This is a genomic window from Paenibacillus allorhizoplanae (assembly GCF_927798215.1).
Taxonomy (GTDB): Bacteria; Bacillota; Bacilli; order Paenibacillales; family NBRC-103111; genus Paenibacillus_E; species Paenibacillus_E allorhizoplanae.
This window is the reverse complement of the sequence record NZ_CAKMMW010000002.1, coordinates 97,066-112,025: the sequence shown is the minus strand read 5'-3', so window position 1 is coordinate 112,025 and position 14,960 is coordinate 97,066. Positions and strand designations below refer to the sequence as shown.

The window sequence follows — 14,960 nt, the reverse complement described above, 5'->3', positions numbered from 1 at the left end:
TATCTACGGCTAGGAACATGAGTACTTCAGCATGGGAATGTGGAGGTCATTAGCTATGGGGAAACAAAAACTTGTCTTAATAGGAAACGGAATGGCTGGCGTTCGCTGTGTGGAAGAAATTCTCGCGCTTGCGCCAGATCGATTCGAAATCACAATCTTCGGTAGTGAACCGCATCCCAATTATAATCGGATTATGTTGTCGAAAGTGCTTCAAGGAAGTACAACGGTGAAGGACATTACCATCAATGATTGGCAATGGTATGAAGATAAAGAGATTACACTTTATGCTGGGGACCCCGTAATCAGTATAGATACTGCCAAACGCAGAGTCGTTAGTGAAAAAGGGAGGATAGTTGAGTATGATCAATTGATCCTTGCCACGGGTTCGTTACCATTCATGCTTCCTTTACCTGGTGCAGATAAACCGGGTGTGACGGCATTCCGCGATATTAATGATTGCAACAAAATGATAGAAACATCCAAAAACTATAAGAAAGCAGTTGTTATCGGTGGCGGCCTACTCGGTCTTGAAGCAGCTCGCGGCTTGCTTAATTTGGGGATGGATGTTCATGTCGTTCATATATACCACCATTTGATGGAGCGCCAGTTAAGTCCGACTTCAGCAGGAATGCTGCGAAGAGAGCTTGAGAAGCAAGGGATGAAATTTCTACTTGAGAAGCAGACTGAGAAAATTCTTGGTAAGAAACGAGTAGAAGGGCTTCTATTTAAAGATGGAAGCAAAGTGGAGGCAGATCTAATCGTCATTGCTGTCGGTGTACGTCCCAATATTAAGCTTGCGGCTGATAGTGGTATTGAGACGAATCGCGCTATCATGGTTGATGATTATATGGAAACGAATGTGCCAGGCGTGTATGCGGTCGGAGAGTGCGCAGAGCATCGTAATATGGTATACGGACTGGTAGCTCCTTTATATGAACAAGGTAAAGTACTGGCTAAGAAAATATGCGGCCTAGAGACCGAAGGCTATCAAGGGTCCATTTTGTATTCCCAATTAAAAGTATCAGGTGTAGAAGTATTCTCGGCAGGAGAAATTCGTGATTCCGAAATTACAACGTCACTGAAAGTGATAGATGGAATTAAAAACACCTATAAGAAGATTGCTGTACGTAATAACAAAATCGTTGGAGCCGTCCTCTTCGGAGACAGCAGTGAGGGTAACAAACTCCTCGGATACATCAAACAACAAGCGGACGTGTCTGTGTTGGAGGAAGCGTCGGCAGTCGGAGGCGGAGCAGATGAAGCCTATGCGGCTTCACTGGCGTTAACGGCGACCGTATGCTCTTGCAACGGTGTAACTAAGGGCGGCATCCTCGATGCGGTACGTGATAACGGATGCGCGACTGTTGAGGATATTCGCGCTTGTACACGGGCATCGAGCACCTGCGGTGGCTGCAAGCCGCTCGTATCGGCGATGCTGCAGCTGGCGCTGCAGAGCCAGGACGCACCGGCTGCGCCGAAGGAAACGGTGTGCGGGTGCACATCGCACAGCCATGACGAATTGCGCGACGCTGTGCGCAGCGTAAGCTTCGAGACCGCGCATGAAGCTATGCATGCGCTTGGCTGGAGCAAGGCGGACGGATGCGCGATATGCCGTCCGGCTGTGCAATACTATCTCGGCCAGGCACGTGGTGCTGCTGCCGATAAGGTTAGTACTGAATCCATGAAGCTGGATTCAGCCGCGAGCTTGCTCGCCGATGGCACGTATGCCATCACCCCCCGTATGTATGGCGGCGTCACGAACGCCGAACAATTAAGGCTTCTTGCCGACGTGATCGATAAATATAGGATTCCGTTAGTGAAACTAACCGGCGGTGCGCATCTCGATCTACTCGGTATTGCTGAGGAGCAAGTCAATGCCATTGGTGCTGAGATTGGCCACCAGGCAACAACCGCCTCATCATACGGTAGAACCATCACATCTGTTGCAACATGCTCGGGAAGAGAATATGATCGAAGTGCACTTCAAGATTCTATACACATGGGTATCGGGCTTGAACATCGCTTGGAAGGATTGCAAATGCCAACTCAGGTAAGTGTTGCGGTTTCCGCGAGTCCTTTACACCGAGCGGGCACGCTGTCTAAAGACTTAGGTCTTGTAGGTGTTCCAGGTGGTTGGGAAATCTATGTTGGCGGCAGCGGAGGTACGAAACTTCGTCAAGCCGAGTTGCTCTGCATGGAATCCAACGAGGTGACCGTGCTAGATCTTGCAATCTCATTTATGCAATGGTACCGTGAAGAAGCGAATTTCGGTGAAACGACGGGGCAATGGGTTGAACGCAAGGGGATTACGCAACTTCGTGAACATTTATTTAATCTTACAATACGTATGGAACTACTCCGTAGATGGCAGATAGAAAGCAAGTTGATAGAAGAACAGCAAGTAAATACGCAGCACACAGCTGCATTGGCCAGGTGAGCTTATGAGTCTATTTGCGCAGCAAGAACAAGTCGCTACTGATTCTTTACACGTGATTGATACGCAATGCCCATTTTGCAGTGTCCAGTGCAAAATGCAAGTCATCGAAGATCGCAGCGCCTCTGATGGAAAGTCTGTTTATTCAGTTGTACCTAAGCCAAATCAAGCATCTGAAGGCCGTCTTTGCATCAAAGGAATGAACGCCTATCAGCATGTGCTAACAGGAGAACGACTACTCCATCCCATGGTGAAGCGAAATGGTCGGTTCGAGCGAATGACTTGGGACGACGCCTATGAGCTCATTGTAAGTAAATTTAACAACCTTCGTGAAGCCTATGGCAACCACACGGTTGGGTTATATGGCGGAGGTTCGCTCACGAATGAATCCGCTTATGTGTTAGGGAAATTCGCGCGAGTTGCGCTGCAAACGAAATACATTGATTATAACGGCAGATTCTGTATGTCAGCCGCTGCATCAGCTGGTGTTAAAGTATTCGGGATTGACCGAGGGTTAACGAACCAACTATCGGACATTGAATTAGCTGAGTGTATCATACTGGCGGGAACGAACATTGCGGAGTGTCAACCGACGTTGATGCCCTATTTTACAAGAGCCAAAGAGAAAGGTGCTATCCTCATTGCCATTGATCCGCGTGAAACGGGTACAACGCGTATCTCCGATATTCATTTGCGTGTGAAGCCTGGCATGGATGCGACTTTGGCCAATGGGATGCTTAAAGTTCTGCTTGAGGAAGGTTGCTTAGACGAAGAATTCGTAGCTAATCGGACTACAGGCTTCATGGAACTGAAAGCACATCTTGATTCGCTTGATATGGAGGAAATTGCACACCTAACCGGAGTGCCATCTCAATTGATTCGGAAGGCTGCGTTAAGTTACGGGAAAGCGCAGACTGGCATGGTGTTTACAGCAAGAGGCGTGGAGCAGCAAACAGATGGCCATATGGCGGTTCGAAACTTCCTGAATCTCGTACTTCTTACCGGTAAAATCGGCAAACCTGGGTGCGGCTATGGCGCTGTTACAGGACAAGGGAACGGGCAGGGCGGAAGGGAGCATGGTCAAAAAGCGGATCAACTTCCAGGCTACCGGCTTATCGAAAATCCAGAGGATCGCGCTTATGTCGCGAATGTGTGGGGCATAGATCCGAGTGAATTGCCAGGCAAAGGTGTATCTGCTTATGAAATGATGGAGAAGGTTCACGAACAGGAGATTCGGGCGTTATTCGTGATGGGCTCGAATCCACTCGTTTCGAATCCCAACGCAAACTTCGTTGAAGAAGGGTTGAAGAAGCTCGATTTCCTTGTGGTTGCAGACTTTCTTAACTCCGAAACGGCTCAGTTAGCTGATCTGATTTTACCGGTAACGGCCTATTTAGAGAATGGTGGGACGTTAACTAACTTGGAGGGACGCGTGCTTCTACGAAAGTCTGGTCGTCCTGCACCTGGAGAAGCGAAGCATGATTGGCAGGTTCTTTGTGAGCTCGCCGAGAAGCTTGGGAGAGGGGAATTCTTTCCATTCGGACAGGTGGAAGATGTCTTTAATGAGCTTCGACTTGCAAGTCGCGGTGGAACAGCTGACTACTATGGCATTACCTATGAGAGATTGCGGAAGGAAGAAGGCGTCTATTGGCCTTGTCCAGAAGAATCGCATCCAGGTGCCAAACGCTTGTTCGAATCTACTTTTCCGCTTCCAGCGGGCAGAGCGCTTCTCACTACTGTGGAGAATCATCTGCCCAAGGAGCAGACCAGTGAGGATTTCCCGCTGTATTTGACTACTGGCCGAGTTCTCGTACATTATCTAACAGGTGTGCAAACCCGTAAAAGTCCATCTTTAGCAGCACGAGATGTGGAATCCTTCATGGAGATCCATCCCAGAACAGCGAAAAAGCATCATATCGAAGATGCTACACTTGTGAAGTTGACGTCCAAACGCGGTGAAATTTATGTGCGTAGTCGCTATAGTGACGCTATTCGCGAAGATACTGTGTTCGTGCCTATGCATTGGGGCGATACACAGAACGTCAATAAATTGACGAATGATGCGCTCGATCCAACCTGCAAAATGCCTGGTTTTAAGGTGTGTGCCGTACAGGTAAGTCCATTAGTAACGGAATATGTATAATATGAAAAAACCGAACTCATCGATCGCTTGCAGCGGTGAGTTCGGTTTATTTATGTTTGAGTAAGATGATAGGCATATTCCATTGGTCTACGATACAGATCCTTATGTTTAAAACCCTTAAGATCCTCGTATATATTTTTTTGAGGTTTTCCATTCAGTTCAATAATCCATAATTTACTTTGTTTGTCCAAAACAAAATCCACACTCAGTTCTCCCAATGATCCCATAAGATTTTCTGCTTCTTGAGCGGCCATTACACTTAATTCGTTCAGAGACTGTAGGATTTCAGTTGCTTTTTCAGGCGAAAGTATTCGCTTGAGAATTTCTGCTGCCTCATAAACGCGTTCACACATACTTGTGTTAAAGTAACGTTCGTATGCCACTCTACAAGTGATGTTGTATATCATCCACTGACCAACATTCCCCTTTTGAACAAGGACACGGATGTCAAAATATTGACGATCGAGTTGACTCATTTGAATCCCTTGTTGGATCAAGTAGTTCTTTCGTCCGAGGAGAACATCTAACTTTTCCTGAATGCTTTCATTTTTCCTGCAAATAACTTTTGGAGCTAGACTGTGTAAGGAAATGTGAGTATCGTCATTATCCAGACGTTCAATTCGATAGACAGACGCCCCTTTAGATCCATAAATTGGTTTTATAAAGAGAAGATTATTTTTGTCTAATAGTTCTGATATGTTCACTTCATTATATTGAAATGTGTCGGGTATATATTCCGAAAGATTGGATTGGTGTAGCTGGTTATGAAGATCCCATTTATTGAAGTGATTGATTGAATTGAAACACTTATTCTTACCTATTATTTTCTCTAGGCTTTGAATGGTCATTGAGTCTTTGTTATAACAACGGTTATAGACGACACGAGGGAAAGGGAACATTCGTTGTATCCATTTGCCATTTATCAGGCTAAGTCCAATAATACGTTGCTTTTTCCACCGTATATCTGCTGGAGTGAAAGCATAAAGTCTCAGATTTTGATTTTGATAACGTTGACAAAGACCCAAAATACTTTTTCTACTAATCCTTTTAGTTACCATAATACCTATTAATAGGCGCTTGTCCATTCCTATCACTCCCTGCCATCATCCATCTTTAATAATGAATGCTAGCGCGGTCATTTTGGTATGGGACAATCACATAAAAGAGCTGATTTTTGTTGAATAATTAGCTTTATTTTCCACTTTTACTAATTTGGTAGGCATTTACTGTGTCTATCTATTTAGGCTTTTAATATGATGAAATACGCTTGAAAATAGGGAGATGAGATTAGTATGGGGAAATGTAATTGCCCGCCAGGTCCTCCAGGGCCAGAAGGACCACGGGGGCCCCAAGGTCCTACGGGGACATCAGGGGCAGCAGGTCCTACGGGAGCACCAGGACCAGTAGGAGCACCAGGACCAGCAGGAGCGACGGGAGCAAAAGGAGCTACGGGGCCAGAAGGTCCACGAGGACCCAAAGGGTCAGAGGGACCAGCAGGACCACGAGGTCTTCAAGGACCGGAAGGCCCAACAGGACCTGCAGGGCCAACAGGAACAGCGGGTGCAGTGGGATCTATGGGACCAATGGGACCAATGGGACCTGCAGGGCCGACGGGACCATCAGGAACAGTGGGACCTATGGGACCAACGGGAACAGCGGGATCAGTGGGTGCAACAGGAGCTACAGGTGCAGGAGCTACGGGAGCTTCAGGAGCTACAGGAGCAACCGGACCAGCCGGTGCAGTGGGTGCAACAGGAGCTACAGGTGCAGGAGCTACGGGGGCTGCAGGAGCTACGGGAGCAACCGGACCAGCGGGTGGTCCACCGGGGCCAACAGGAGCAACGGGAGCACCAGGGCCAACCGGATCAGCGGGAGCAGCGGGAGCAGTGGGTGCAACGGGAGCTACAGGTGTAGGAGCTACGGGGGCTGCAGGAGCTACGGGAGCAACCGGACCAGCGGGTGGTCCACCGGGGCCAACAGGACCAACAGGAGCACAGGGGACTGCGGGAGAAGTAGGGCCAACTGGAGCAACGGGTACAGCCGGAGCAACAGGGCCAACTGGAGCGCCAGGTACAGCGGGAGCAGCAGGTGCAACCGGAGCAACAGGGTCAACTGGAGCGCCAGGTACAGCGGGAGCAGCAGGTGCAACCGGAGCAACAGGGCCAACGGGAGCACCAGGTACAGCGGGAACAGCAGGGGCAACTGGAGCAACGGGTACAGCGGGTGCAGTAGGGCCAACTGGATCACCAGGGTCAGCGGGAGTAGCAGGGGCAACTGGAGCAACAGGGCCAGCAGGACCAGCAGGTGCTGGAGGATTAATTCCATTTTCAACAGGTATCATCCTCAGTGGCGCTACAGTTGTATCAGCTGCTCCAATTTTAATGGGTTTTGGTAATCACACGGTTGAAGTTATTAATGGAGCTGGAGAATCAACGATGCCGCCAGAAGCAGGTGGTTTTGCTTTCCCAATTCCCTTTAATGGAATTATTCGAAATTTACAAATAAGCGCAGATTTATTGGTTGCTTCAGTGGCTTCTATAAATGTGACACCACTTGTATATGATTTCACAGTTTTCAGAGCACCTTCATTTCCTAATAATGGGGTTAGTCATCTTGCTTCACAATACTTGACAACTCCGCTGACTAGCTCACTTACTTTTGGAGGTCCTGGTAATACGGTAATTGCCGGTACTTTCTATGCAGCAACGAATATTAATCTCGGAACATTAGGTGTCGTAGCAGGTGATCGTATTGGTATTCGTATAAGGACGAATGTAGCATCTAATCCTTCAGCAGCTGATATTACTCAACTCTCTTTTAGTGCTAGTCTATCTTATACTCCTAGTTAATAACAACGTGACCGCAAATCACGTTAGGATTCTGTAGGTTTATGAGCAACCCAACAGGCTTCCTTGTGCAGCTTTTTTAACATAGTTTATGTGTTAGTGGTCTTGGGGTAAGGGAATCTTACCCCTTATTTTATTTTTGAATGTTTGGACTTGTATTTCTACTGGCTACCGTAGTTTTATTAGGACTTCATGCAGCTGTTGGAAGCGAATGAAAGCGTAGAGAGTTATCGCATAGGCAAAAATGAAAATTTAAGAAGATTCAATGAGTTATAGGTGCTAGTAAATAGGGGAATATAATCGTTGGCTTGGTGTTTCTCGTGCCGTATAAAAAAGGAGTAAGATATGGGGAAACTTGATGGTAAAGTTGCACTAATTACAGGCGGTAGTAGTGGAATCGGGTTGTCAATTACAAAACTGTTTCTAGCAGAAGGTGCGAAAGTTGTGATCACAGGTCGGAATCAAACGATGCTAAACGCAGTGGCAGAGGACTGGACATTGTTTAAGCGAGTGCCGGAGTTGCATCTGCTACACCCTTAGGAGGTACTGAGCTTTCGGTTTTCGAAAAAGTAATTAAGGTTAATATAACCGGAGTCTTTTTCATCCAGAGGAAATTGCTAGTGTGGCCTTGTTCCTCGCTTCCGATGACTCATCCTTTGTGCAGGGAGCAGAAATAACCATAGATGGGGGAGCACGTTCACCTTTTGGGGCACCAATTTACCGTGAAGGATAGGATCGTTAAAGAATCATACATATTTAAAGATGAAAATGATAATGAAAAATATCCAAAAGAGTTGGCCGCTTACGGTGGGCTAGACGTTGTGTACAATAACGCGGCGATCCAACGTTTCGGTCCGATGCCCGATTTCTCTATTGAAGACTGGCGGGTGACCATACAGGTGGCCCGGGACGCAATAACCAAAAAGACGCTTCTCAAGCGCTTTGGTCTATCTGAGGAGCTCGTGGAGCTTGCAGCTTTCATCGCTTCTGATCGGGCAACTTATATTACAGCGCCAACTTCCCGGACGACGGTGGTACGTCTGCTTGGTAACTCATACTCATTGCGACATAACGCGAATGAAAATCAATAATGGAGGGGAGCTTGCTTCATAGCAGCTTCTTTTTTTGTTCTTTCTAGTTCAATATTTCCCATTCTATATGCTGCTGCCATGTTCTTGACTTTATCCTTGTTGACAAATACAAAGAATGTATATATCCTATCTTTAGAATATATAATAATATTTTAAATATTATTAGTTTTAATTTTATATATAGGAGGATCCGAAAATGGAAATAGGTGTAGATACTTTTGTCGAAACAACGCCGGATGTTCAAACAGGCGAGACGATAAGCCATGCAGAGCGATTGCGACAGGTAGTAGAGGAAATTGTCCTAGCTGATAAAGTTGAGTTGGATATATTTGGGGTCGGCGAGCATCATCGTAAGGAATTCGGGGATTCTGCTACTGCGGTTATACTTGCGGCAGCGGCAGCCGTTACACAAAGGATACGTTTAACCAGTTCGGTAACTGTACTTTCTGCAGCGGATCCAGTGCGTTTATTTCAGCAGTTTGCTACGCTCGATGGTATTTCAAATGGACGAGCTGAGATAATCGCGGGTCGAGGCTCTATGGTCGATGCTTTCCCCTTGTTTGGATATGATTTAAAAGACTATGAAGTACTTTTTGAAGAAAAACTGGAGTTATTATTAAAACTAAGAGACTCGGAAAAGGTAACCTGGAAAGGCGGCCATAGACCGGCCTTTACGAATCTTGGTGTGTATCCACGTCCAGTTCAGGACCCATTACCGATATGGCTTGGCAGTGGGGGGAATTCGGAATCGGTCATAAGGGCCGGGGTACTTGGACTGCCTCTTGTTTTGGCGATTATTGGCGGGAGTCCACTGCAATTTGCTCCACTTGTGCCGCTCTATAAGAAAGCAGCAACTCATGCAGGACACGATGCTTCGAAATTAAAGATAGCCGTACACTCCCTAGGGTTCGTCGCGGAAAGCACGTCGCTTGCGGTAGACAAGTATTTTCGTCCGACTCAAGCATCGTTTAATTATTTTGGAAAAGAGCGGGGTTGGGGACATTACAGCCGCGCAAACTTCGACGCTGCAAGCAGCTTAGAAGGCGCATTATATGTCGGCGATCCTGAAACGGTGGCGAACAAAATAATTTACATGTACAAGCATTTAGGCTTCTCGCGATTTTTCCTTCATTTGCCTGTCGGCACCATGCCGCACGACGATGTGATGAAAGCCATTGAACTATTGGGAACGGAAGTCGCACCACGAGTTCGAGAAGAAGTCGCAAGGTTGGATGCCGTTGAAAAGAGTTTCTAAAACACATTAACCGTGGATAATGCCTTATGGGGTTAAGGAAGCCGTTGGGTACAATCAACGGCTTTTTGTTATTTAACTTACAGATATAGCACGCTCGTTTCAGGCCTATCAAGAAGGTGAAATTAACCAGAACTTTTTTGTCACACTTAGAAGACGCCAATTGTCTTATACATGTCAAACAAATTTGAGGTAGTCAATTACACATCTCTAGCCTATATAAAAGGCTATAAATTAGGAGGAATTCATATGAAAATTGTAGTTATTGGTGGTAGTGGGCTTATTGGATCCAAAGTTGTAAAAAACCTTCGTGAGCTTGGGTATGAAGTCGTACCAGCATCACCTTCCTTAGGCGTCAATACGCTTACTGGTGAAGGGCTTGCGGAAGCACTGCGCGGTGCACAGATTGTCGTGGACGTGACGAACTCGCCTTCGTTTGAAGACGAGGCCGTTATGGAGTTTTTCGTGACGTCGAATAAGAACCTTCTAGCTGCTGAAGCAGAGGCAGGTGTAAGTCATCACGTTGCACTGTCGGTCGTTGGTACTGAACGTCTTCTCCAAAGCGGTTATTTCCGCGCAAAAATGGCCCAAGAAGAGCTAATCAAGGCTTCCCCGATTCCTTATACAATTGTCCGTGCTACACAGTTCTTTGAATTCATTGGCAGCATCGCTTATGTGGCTACGGAAGGGGATATCGTTCGGTTACCTTCGGCACTTACGCAGCCTATTGTTTCAGATGATGTCGCGGCCGTGGTGGCTGATTTCGCCCTTGGCGCACCTGTGAATGGCATTGTCGATGTGGCTGGCCCTGATCAAATTGGCCTTGACGAACTTGTTCGACAATTCTTGGCTGCCAATCAAGATGCACGTCAAGTGATCACAGATGACAAGGCACTTTACTTCGGTTCAATAGAAGTGAATGATCAATCTCTCGTTCCGAATGACAGCCATGCCCGAATCACTACGACACGTTTCTATGATTGGCTCAATCACTCTGTAACCCAAGGATAATTAGGCAAATCATGTTCCAACGTTGTAACCACCAACAATTATCAAACAACCACCTTGTGATCTCACAGGGTGGTTTTTCGTGTTTTTCGAGGCAGTTTAACGGGAATGGAATGGGATAATGTTCTTGTCATTTATGTTACTTTATTTGGGATAAAAGCAGTGATTGTGTCAACCAGGAGGATTTTTCATGAGATGGTTTATAAGAGGAAAAATCAAAAAAAATGCAATCTGCATACAATGAAAACCAATAGCCTGGAGGAAGATAATAATAATGAGTTTTCAACGGATATGGATCACAATGAAAAACTTTTAAAAGAAGCGTTCGAGGATTGTTTGGATTTGGTATACCGCAAGATAGAAGTTAACCAAAACACGAAGTGGCTTATTGTTTATATTGATAACCTGATTGATACGAATATGCTTGAAGAACACGTCATTAAACCCATGCTTACAAGTGTAACAAGGGATAAGGTTCCGACGAAACCAGGAGAACTCAAAGATGAATTGGTCTCCATAGGGACTACTACCAGCTCTACCAAAGTTTCAGATGCCATTTAAATTGTCCTTTGGGCGAAACGTTCGTGGGGGAACAAATGAAAACACTGAAATATATCATGCTTCTCGTCGTAACTGTCCTCATTAGCGGGATAGCGTTTCGATAATGCGATCATAATCCATACTTGCAAGGCTCCGATCAAAAAAGCAGGGAAAAAAATCGTCATCCACGCATCTTGATGAGATATTTTCTCCATTAGAGATGGTACAACAAGAATGAGGGTGGGAGCTATAAAGGAAAAAACTAATAAACATAGCTGATTTCCCGTTATTCTTTCAGTGGACTCCATTCACGTTCTCCTTCTGATCAGATTCACTCCAAGTATTCCCTCCATTACATCATGTATGCAGTTAGAAATCATTTGGTCAGGACGTTAGACTCAGCGAACTTTGGTTTCTTTACCGAATAATAGAAGTATCCCTGTACCCAACAAAATTACGACTGCAAACATGCCAAAAATCGATGCGTAGCCAATGTTTTTCTGTACCATTGCGCCCACCAAAAATGGTGCAATCACACTACCTATCCTGCCGAAGCTAGCCGCAAAGCCTGTTCCGACTGCTCTAATTTCAGTCGGGTAATTTTCTGGTGTGTACGCGTATAATGCACCCCAAGCTCCTAAATTAAAAAAGGACAATAAGGATCCGGTTAATAAAAGCATGGAAATGTTGTGGCTTAATCCGAAACCCACTGACATCACCCCTGAAAGAACAAGGAAAACGGATAAAGTCGGCTTGCGGCCCCATTTCTCCACCAGGTAAGCGGCTGCAAAATAACCAGGTAGTTGGGCTAGTGTCATTAGAAGTACATAACGAAAGCTTTGAATCATCGAGAAACCTTTATCGACCAAAACGGAAGGAAGCCAAAGAAACATCCCGTAATAGGAAAAAGCAATGGCAAACCAAACAGCCCAAAGCGCAATGGTCTCTCTTTTATACGTGGTGAACAACTTCGTTAACTTCATCGGTTGCCCGGGGTGATTACCGAATTGCGGAGATTCAGGAACCGCTCGCCGGACCCAGAAAGCAAACAAAACGGGGATTGCCCCGATCATTACAGCTGTTCGCCAGCCGAATGGAGGGATCACAAAGTAAGCGAGGACGGCGGCTATAATCCAGCCTACAGCCCAGAAACTCTCTAGCATCACAACAATTCGCCCTTTTTTATCGGGCGGCGCGAATTCATTAACAAGTGTAGAGGCTACAGGAAGCTCAGCACCGAGCCCGAGCCCCATGAAGAAACGCAGAATGAGCATACTACCTAATCCGCCCGCAAACGCGCTGCCAAAGCTGAATACACCAAAACACACTAAGGTCAGTAAAAATACGGGACGACGTCCAATCTTATCCGCAAGGTATCCGCCAAAAGCTGCTCCGATAGTCATGCCAATCAAATTGACCGAACCAAGAAGCCCCGCCTCTTGAGCCGTAAGCGCCCACTCTTTGCGAAGTGCAACAAGGATAAAAGATAACAAACCGACATCCATGGCATCAAATAACCAACCAAACCCGGCAGCCCAAAATACTTGGCGAAAGACGAGTTTGGGATCTTTATTATCGCTAACTTTGATGATAAAGCTTCCTCCTTTATGTACTAGTCGAGTTTACACCTACATCAATTCGTTTATATTTTCCCATCTAATGCTTGAAAGATACGGTGTTATGCTTGTCCATTGAGAAAAGTTGGAAGAGAGGTACCCATAGAAGACGAATCGGTTATAATAGGAATGAATTGTAAACGACAGTTACAAGTATTATGAGGAGTGCGATAAGAGTGAAACGTACGACGATTTTAATCGCAGATGATGAGGCGGAGATCGCCGATTTGGTTGCGTTACATTTGGAAAAAGAAGGGTATCACTTGATCAAAGTATCCGATGGAAAGGAAGCCATTCAAGCCATTGAGTCCCATGCCATTGATCTAGCTATTTTGGATATCATGATGCCGAAGATGGATGGGTATGAAGTGACGCGGCAAATTCGAGAGCGATATCCATTGCCGATCATTTTTTTGAGTGCCAAATCCTCTGATTTAGATAAAATTACCGGGTTAGTTATGGGCGCAGTCGATTATATGACGAAACCGTTCAACCCTATGGAACTGGTCGCTCGGGTGAATGCTCAGCTGCGGCGCTCTATTCAGTTGAGCCAGCCGGCAGCAGCAATCAGTCCCGTATTGGACGTGGGAGGCGTGACCATCGATGTGGATCAAAGGTCCGTTCTTCTATATGGAGAGAAAGTCGAGCTTACACCGAAAGAATTTGATATTCTTTACCTTTTAGCGAGTCACCCTAAGAAAGTGTTCAGTGCAGAACATATTTTTGGACATGTGTGGGGTGAAGCTTACTATGAAAGTGGTAACACAGTCATGGTACATATTCGTACGCTGCGCAAAAAACTCGGTGAAGATAGCAATAAAAACAAATTAATCAAAACAGTATGGGGCGTGGGATATACATTCAATGGCTAATTTATTACGCAGCTTTCGATCTAAAATGATCGGTTTATTAGGGCTTAGCATGCTGTTGTCTGGTACATTTACTTTTATACTTTATCGCGTATTGAAGCTTTATTATGCAGGTGTTCGAAGGGAAGATCCTGTAGCTAAATTACGTCATTTTGTGAATACAATTGGGGACTTAAACTTTTTCTTGATTGTGTTTGTACCGCTTTCTATTTTATTTTTCTTCTTCCTAACGAAGCGCTATGCCACCTATTTTAACGAGATCTCGACGGGAATTCATCGTCTTGCTGGCGGTGACTTCCTAAGCCGTATTCATATTGATTCTAATGACGAGTTCAAAGATATAGCTGATGATATTAATATGGCGAGTGAGAAGCTGCAGCAAGCGGTAGAACGAGGAGATTTTGCAGAAAATAGTAAGGATCAGCTCGTGTTGAACTTAGCTCACGATCTACGTACCCCGCTCACCTCGGTCATTGGTTATTTGGATTTTATTCTCCAGGACGAGCAGTTATCGAGGGAACAAATGATACATTATACGACCATCGCTTATAACAAATCGCTACGTTTAGAGAAGCTTATTGATGAATTGTTTGAAATTACGCGGATGAAATATGGCATGTTGACCATTGAAAAGAAGCAAATTGATTTAAGCGAGCTGCTTATCCAATTAAATGAGGAATTGTATCCTGTTTTTGAAAAGAGTAATTTGATAAGCCGAATGGACATCTTACCGCACTTGGAAATATGGGCTGATGGAGAGTTGCTGGCCCGTGTATTTGAAAATCTATTGACCAATGCCAATCGCTATGGAAAAGATGGTCAGTTTGTTGATATTAAAGGCCAGAGGGACGGGGGAGAAGCCGTTGTTCAAGTGATCAATTATGGCAATTGCATACCTGAAGATGAGCTTCCACATCTGTTTGAAATGTTTTATACAGGTGACCAGGCTCGGACCCATCAGGGAGGGAGTACGGGACTTGGTTTATTCATTGCCAAAAATATTGTAGAACAGCACGGAGGAACGATTACAGTTCAAAGTAATGTGATACGCACGCTTTTTGAAGTGCGTATACCGATATGAGAATAACCGAAGTTTAAGAAAAATTTTATATTTGTCCCACTTCTAATTTAAACAGTTTTCTTTATTCTAAATGCAAGCAA

General features: G+C 45.4%; 13 protein-coding genes and 1 pseudogene. 11 read left to right on the top strand and 3 right to left on the bottom strand.

The genetic code is table 11. The features are described from left to right. The first annotated feature begins 55 nt into the window (after nucleotides 1-55). Both nirB and nasC read left to right on the top strand, forming a co-directional pair. Nucleotides 56-2,437 (top strand): nitrite reductase large subunit NirB, encoded by a 2,382-nt coding sequence (gene nirB / locus L6I86_RS03050; protein WP_236284475.1) that lies wholly within the window; start codon nucleotides 56-58, stop codon nucleotides 2,435-2,437. Nucleotides 2,438-2,441: 4 nt separating this feature from the next. Continuing rightward, nucleotides 2,442-4,577 carry an assimilatory nitrate reductase catalytic subunit NasC gene (gene nasC, locus L6I86_RS03045; RefSeq protein ID WP_236284472.1) on the top strand — a complete coding sequence of 712 codons (2,136 nt, stop codon included), beginning with the start codon at nucleotides 2,442-2,444 and terminating at the stop codon, nucleotides 4,575-4,577. Between the two features lie 50 nt (nucleotides 4,578-4,627). On the opposite strand, the gene L6I86_RS03040 is transcribed toward nasC, so the two are convergent. After that, nucleotides 4,628-5,662, bottom strand: coding sequence for a YheC/YheD family endospore coat-associated protein (locus L6I86_RS03040; protein WP_236284470.1), 1,035 nt, complete (start codon nucleotides 5,660-5,662; stop codon nucleotides 4,628-4,630). A gap of 207 nt (nucleotides 5,663-5,869) precedes the next feature. On the opposite strand from L6I86_RS03040, the gene L6I86_RS35620 reads away from it, so the two are divergent. From L6I86_RS35620 to L6I86_RS03005, 7 genes and pseudogenes are all read left to right on the top strand, one after another. Beyond that, the gene (locus tag L6I86_RS35620) at nucleotides 5,870-7,426 is read left to right on the top strand and encodes a collagen-like domain-containing protein (protein WP_276574796.1); all 1,557 of its coding nucleotides are present in this window, start codon (nucleotides 5,870-5,872) and stop codon (nucleotides 7,424-7,426) included. Between the two features lie 342 nt (nucleotides 7,427-7,768). Next, nucleotides 7,769-7,963: an SDR family NAD(P)-dependent oxidoreductase gene (locus tag L6I86_RS35615; protein WP_276574795.1), complete on the top strand. Its 195-nt coding sequence runs from the start codon at nucleotides 7,769-7,771 to the stop codon at nucleotides 7,961-7,963. Nucleotides 7,964-8,027: 64 nt separating this feature from the next. Beyond that, nucleotides 8,028-8,156: pseudogene (locus L6I86_RS03025) on the top strand (SDR family oxidoreductase); the annotation flags it as partial. Next, entirely contained in the window at nucleotides 8,128-8,514 is a 387-nt protein-coding gene (locus L6I86_RS03020; protein ID WP_236284469.1) for a Rossmann-fold NAD(P)-binding domain-containing protein, read from the top strand. The pseudogene L6I86_RS03025 and the gene L6I86_RS03020, both read left to right, overlap by 29 nt. A gap of 196 nt (nucleotides 8,515-8,710) precedes the next feature. Then, on the top strand, nucleotides 8,711-9,769 hold the full coding sequence (locus tag L6I86_RS03015) for an Atu2307/SP_0267 family LLM class monooxygenase (protein ID WP_236284467.1): 1,059 nt from the start codon (nucleotides 8,711-8,713) through the stop codon (nucleotides 9,767-9,769). 246 nt (nucleotides 9,770-10,015) lie between these two features. Beyond that, on the top strand, nucleotides 10,016-10,777 hold the full coding sequence (locus tag L6I86_RS03010) for an SDR family oxidoreductase (protein WP_236284466.1): 762 nt from the start codon (nucleotides 10,016-10,018) through the stop codon (nucleotides 10,775-10,777). Nucleotides 10,778-11,014: 237 nt separating this feature from the next. Next, nucleotides 11,015-11,335 carry a spore germination protein gene (locus L6I86_RS03005; protein WP_236284465.1) on the top strand — a complete coding sequence of 107 codons (321 nt, stop codon included), beginning with the start codon at nucleotides 11,015-11,017 and terminating at the stop codon, nucleotides 11,333-11,335. On the opposite strand, the gene L6I86_RS35875 is transcribed toward L6I86_RS03005, so the two are convergent. Both L6I86_RS35875 and L6I86_RS03000 read right to left on the bottom strand, forming a co-directional pair. After that, entirely contained in the window at nucleotides 11,332-11,622 is a 291-nt protein-coding gene (locus tag L6I86_RS35875; RefSeq protein WP_420851838.1) for a GerAB/ArcD/ProY family transporter, read from the bottom strand. The genes L6I86_RS03005 and L6I86_RS35875 overlap by 4 nt on opposite strands. Nucleotides 11,623-11,712: 90 nt before the next feature. Then, nucleotides 11,713-12,906, bottom strand: coding sequence for an MFS transporter (locus L6I86_RS03000; RefSeq protein WP_420851852.1), 1,194 nt, complete (start codon nucleotides 12,904-12,906; stop codon nucleotides 11,713-11,715). A 200-nt stretch (nucleotides 12,907-13,106) separates the two neighbouring features. On the opposite strand from L6I86_RS03000, the gene L6I86_RS02995 reads away from it, so the two are divergent. Both L6I86_RS02995 and L6I86_RS02990 read left to right on the top strand, forming a co-directional pair. Then, the gene (locus L6I86_RS02995) at nucleotides 13,107-13,802 is read left to right on the top strand and encodes a response regulator transcription factor (RefSeq protein ID WP_236284462.1); all 696 of its coding nucleotides are present in this window, start codon (nucleotides 13,107-13,109) and stop codon (nucleotides 13,800-13,802) included. Then, nucleotides 13,795-14,880: a HAMP domain-containing sensor histidine kinase gene (locus tag L6I86_RS02990; RefSeq protein WP_236284460.1), complete on the top strand. Its 1,086-nt coding sequence runs from the start codon at nucleotides 13,795-13,797 to the stop codon at nucleotides 14,878-14,880. Before L6I86_RS02995 ends, L6I86_RS02990 begins: the two co-directional genes overlap by 8 nt. The last annotated feature ends 80 nt before the right edge of the window (nucleotides 14,881-14,960 follow it).

Bases quoted from the DNA above. Each gene is read 5' to 3' on its own strand.
- nirB (WP_236284475.1), top strand. From the start codon at position 56: ATGGGGAAACAAAAACTTGTCTTAATAGGAAACGGAATGGCTGGCGTT.
- nasC (WP_236284472.1), top strand. From the start codon at position 2,442: ATGAGTCTATTTGCGCAGCAAGAACAAGTCGCTACTGATTCTTTACAC.
- L6I86_RS03040 (WP_236284470.1), bottom strand. From the start codon at position 5,662: ATGGACAAGCGCCTATTAATAGGTATTATGGTAACTAAAAGGATTAGT.
- L6I86_RS35620 (WP_276574796.1), top strand. From the start codon at position 5,870: ATGGGGAAATGTAATTGCCCGCCAGGTCCTCCAGGGCCAGAAGGACCA.
- L6I86_RS35615 (WP_276574795.1), top strand. From the start codon at position 7,769: ATGGGGAAACTTGATGGTAAAGTTGCACTAATTACAGGCGGTAGTAGT.
- L6I86_RS03015 (WP_236284467.1), top strand. From the start codon at position 8,711: ATGGAAATAGGTGTAGATACTTTTGTCGAAACAACGCCGGATGTTCAA.
- L6I86_RS03010 (WP_236284466.1), top strand. From the start codon at position 10,016: ATGAAAATTGTAGTTATTGGTGGTAGTGGGCTTATTGGATCCAAAGTT.
- L6I86_RS03005 (WP_236284465.1), top strand. From the start codon at position 11,015: ATGAAAACCAATAGCCTGGAGGAAGATAATAATAATGAGTTTTCAACG.
- L6I86_RS35875 (WP_420851838.1), bottom strand. From the start codon at position 11,622: ATGGAGTCCACTGAAAGAATAACGGGAAATCAGCTATGTTTATTAGTT.
- L6I86_RS02990 (WP_236284460.1), top strand. From the start codon at position 13,795: ATGGCTAATTTATTACGCAGCTTTCGATCTAAAATGATCGGTTTATTA.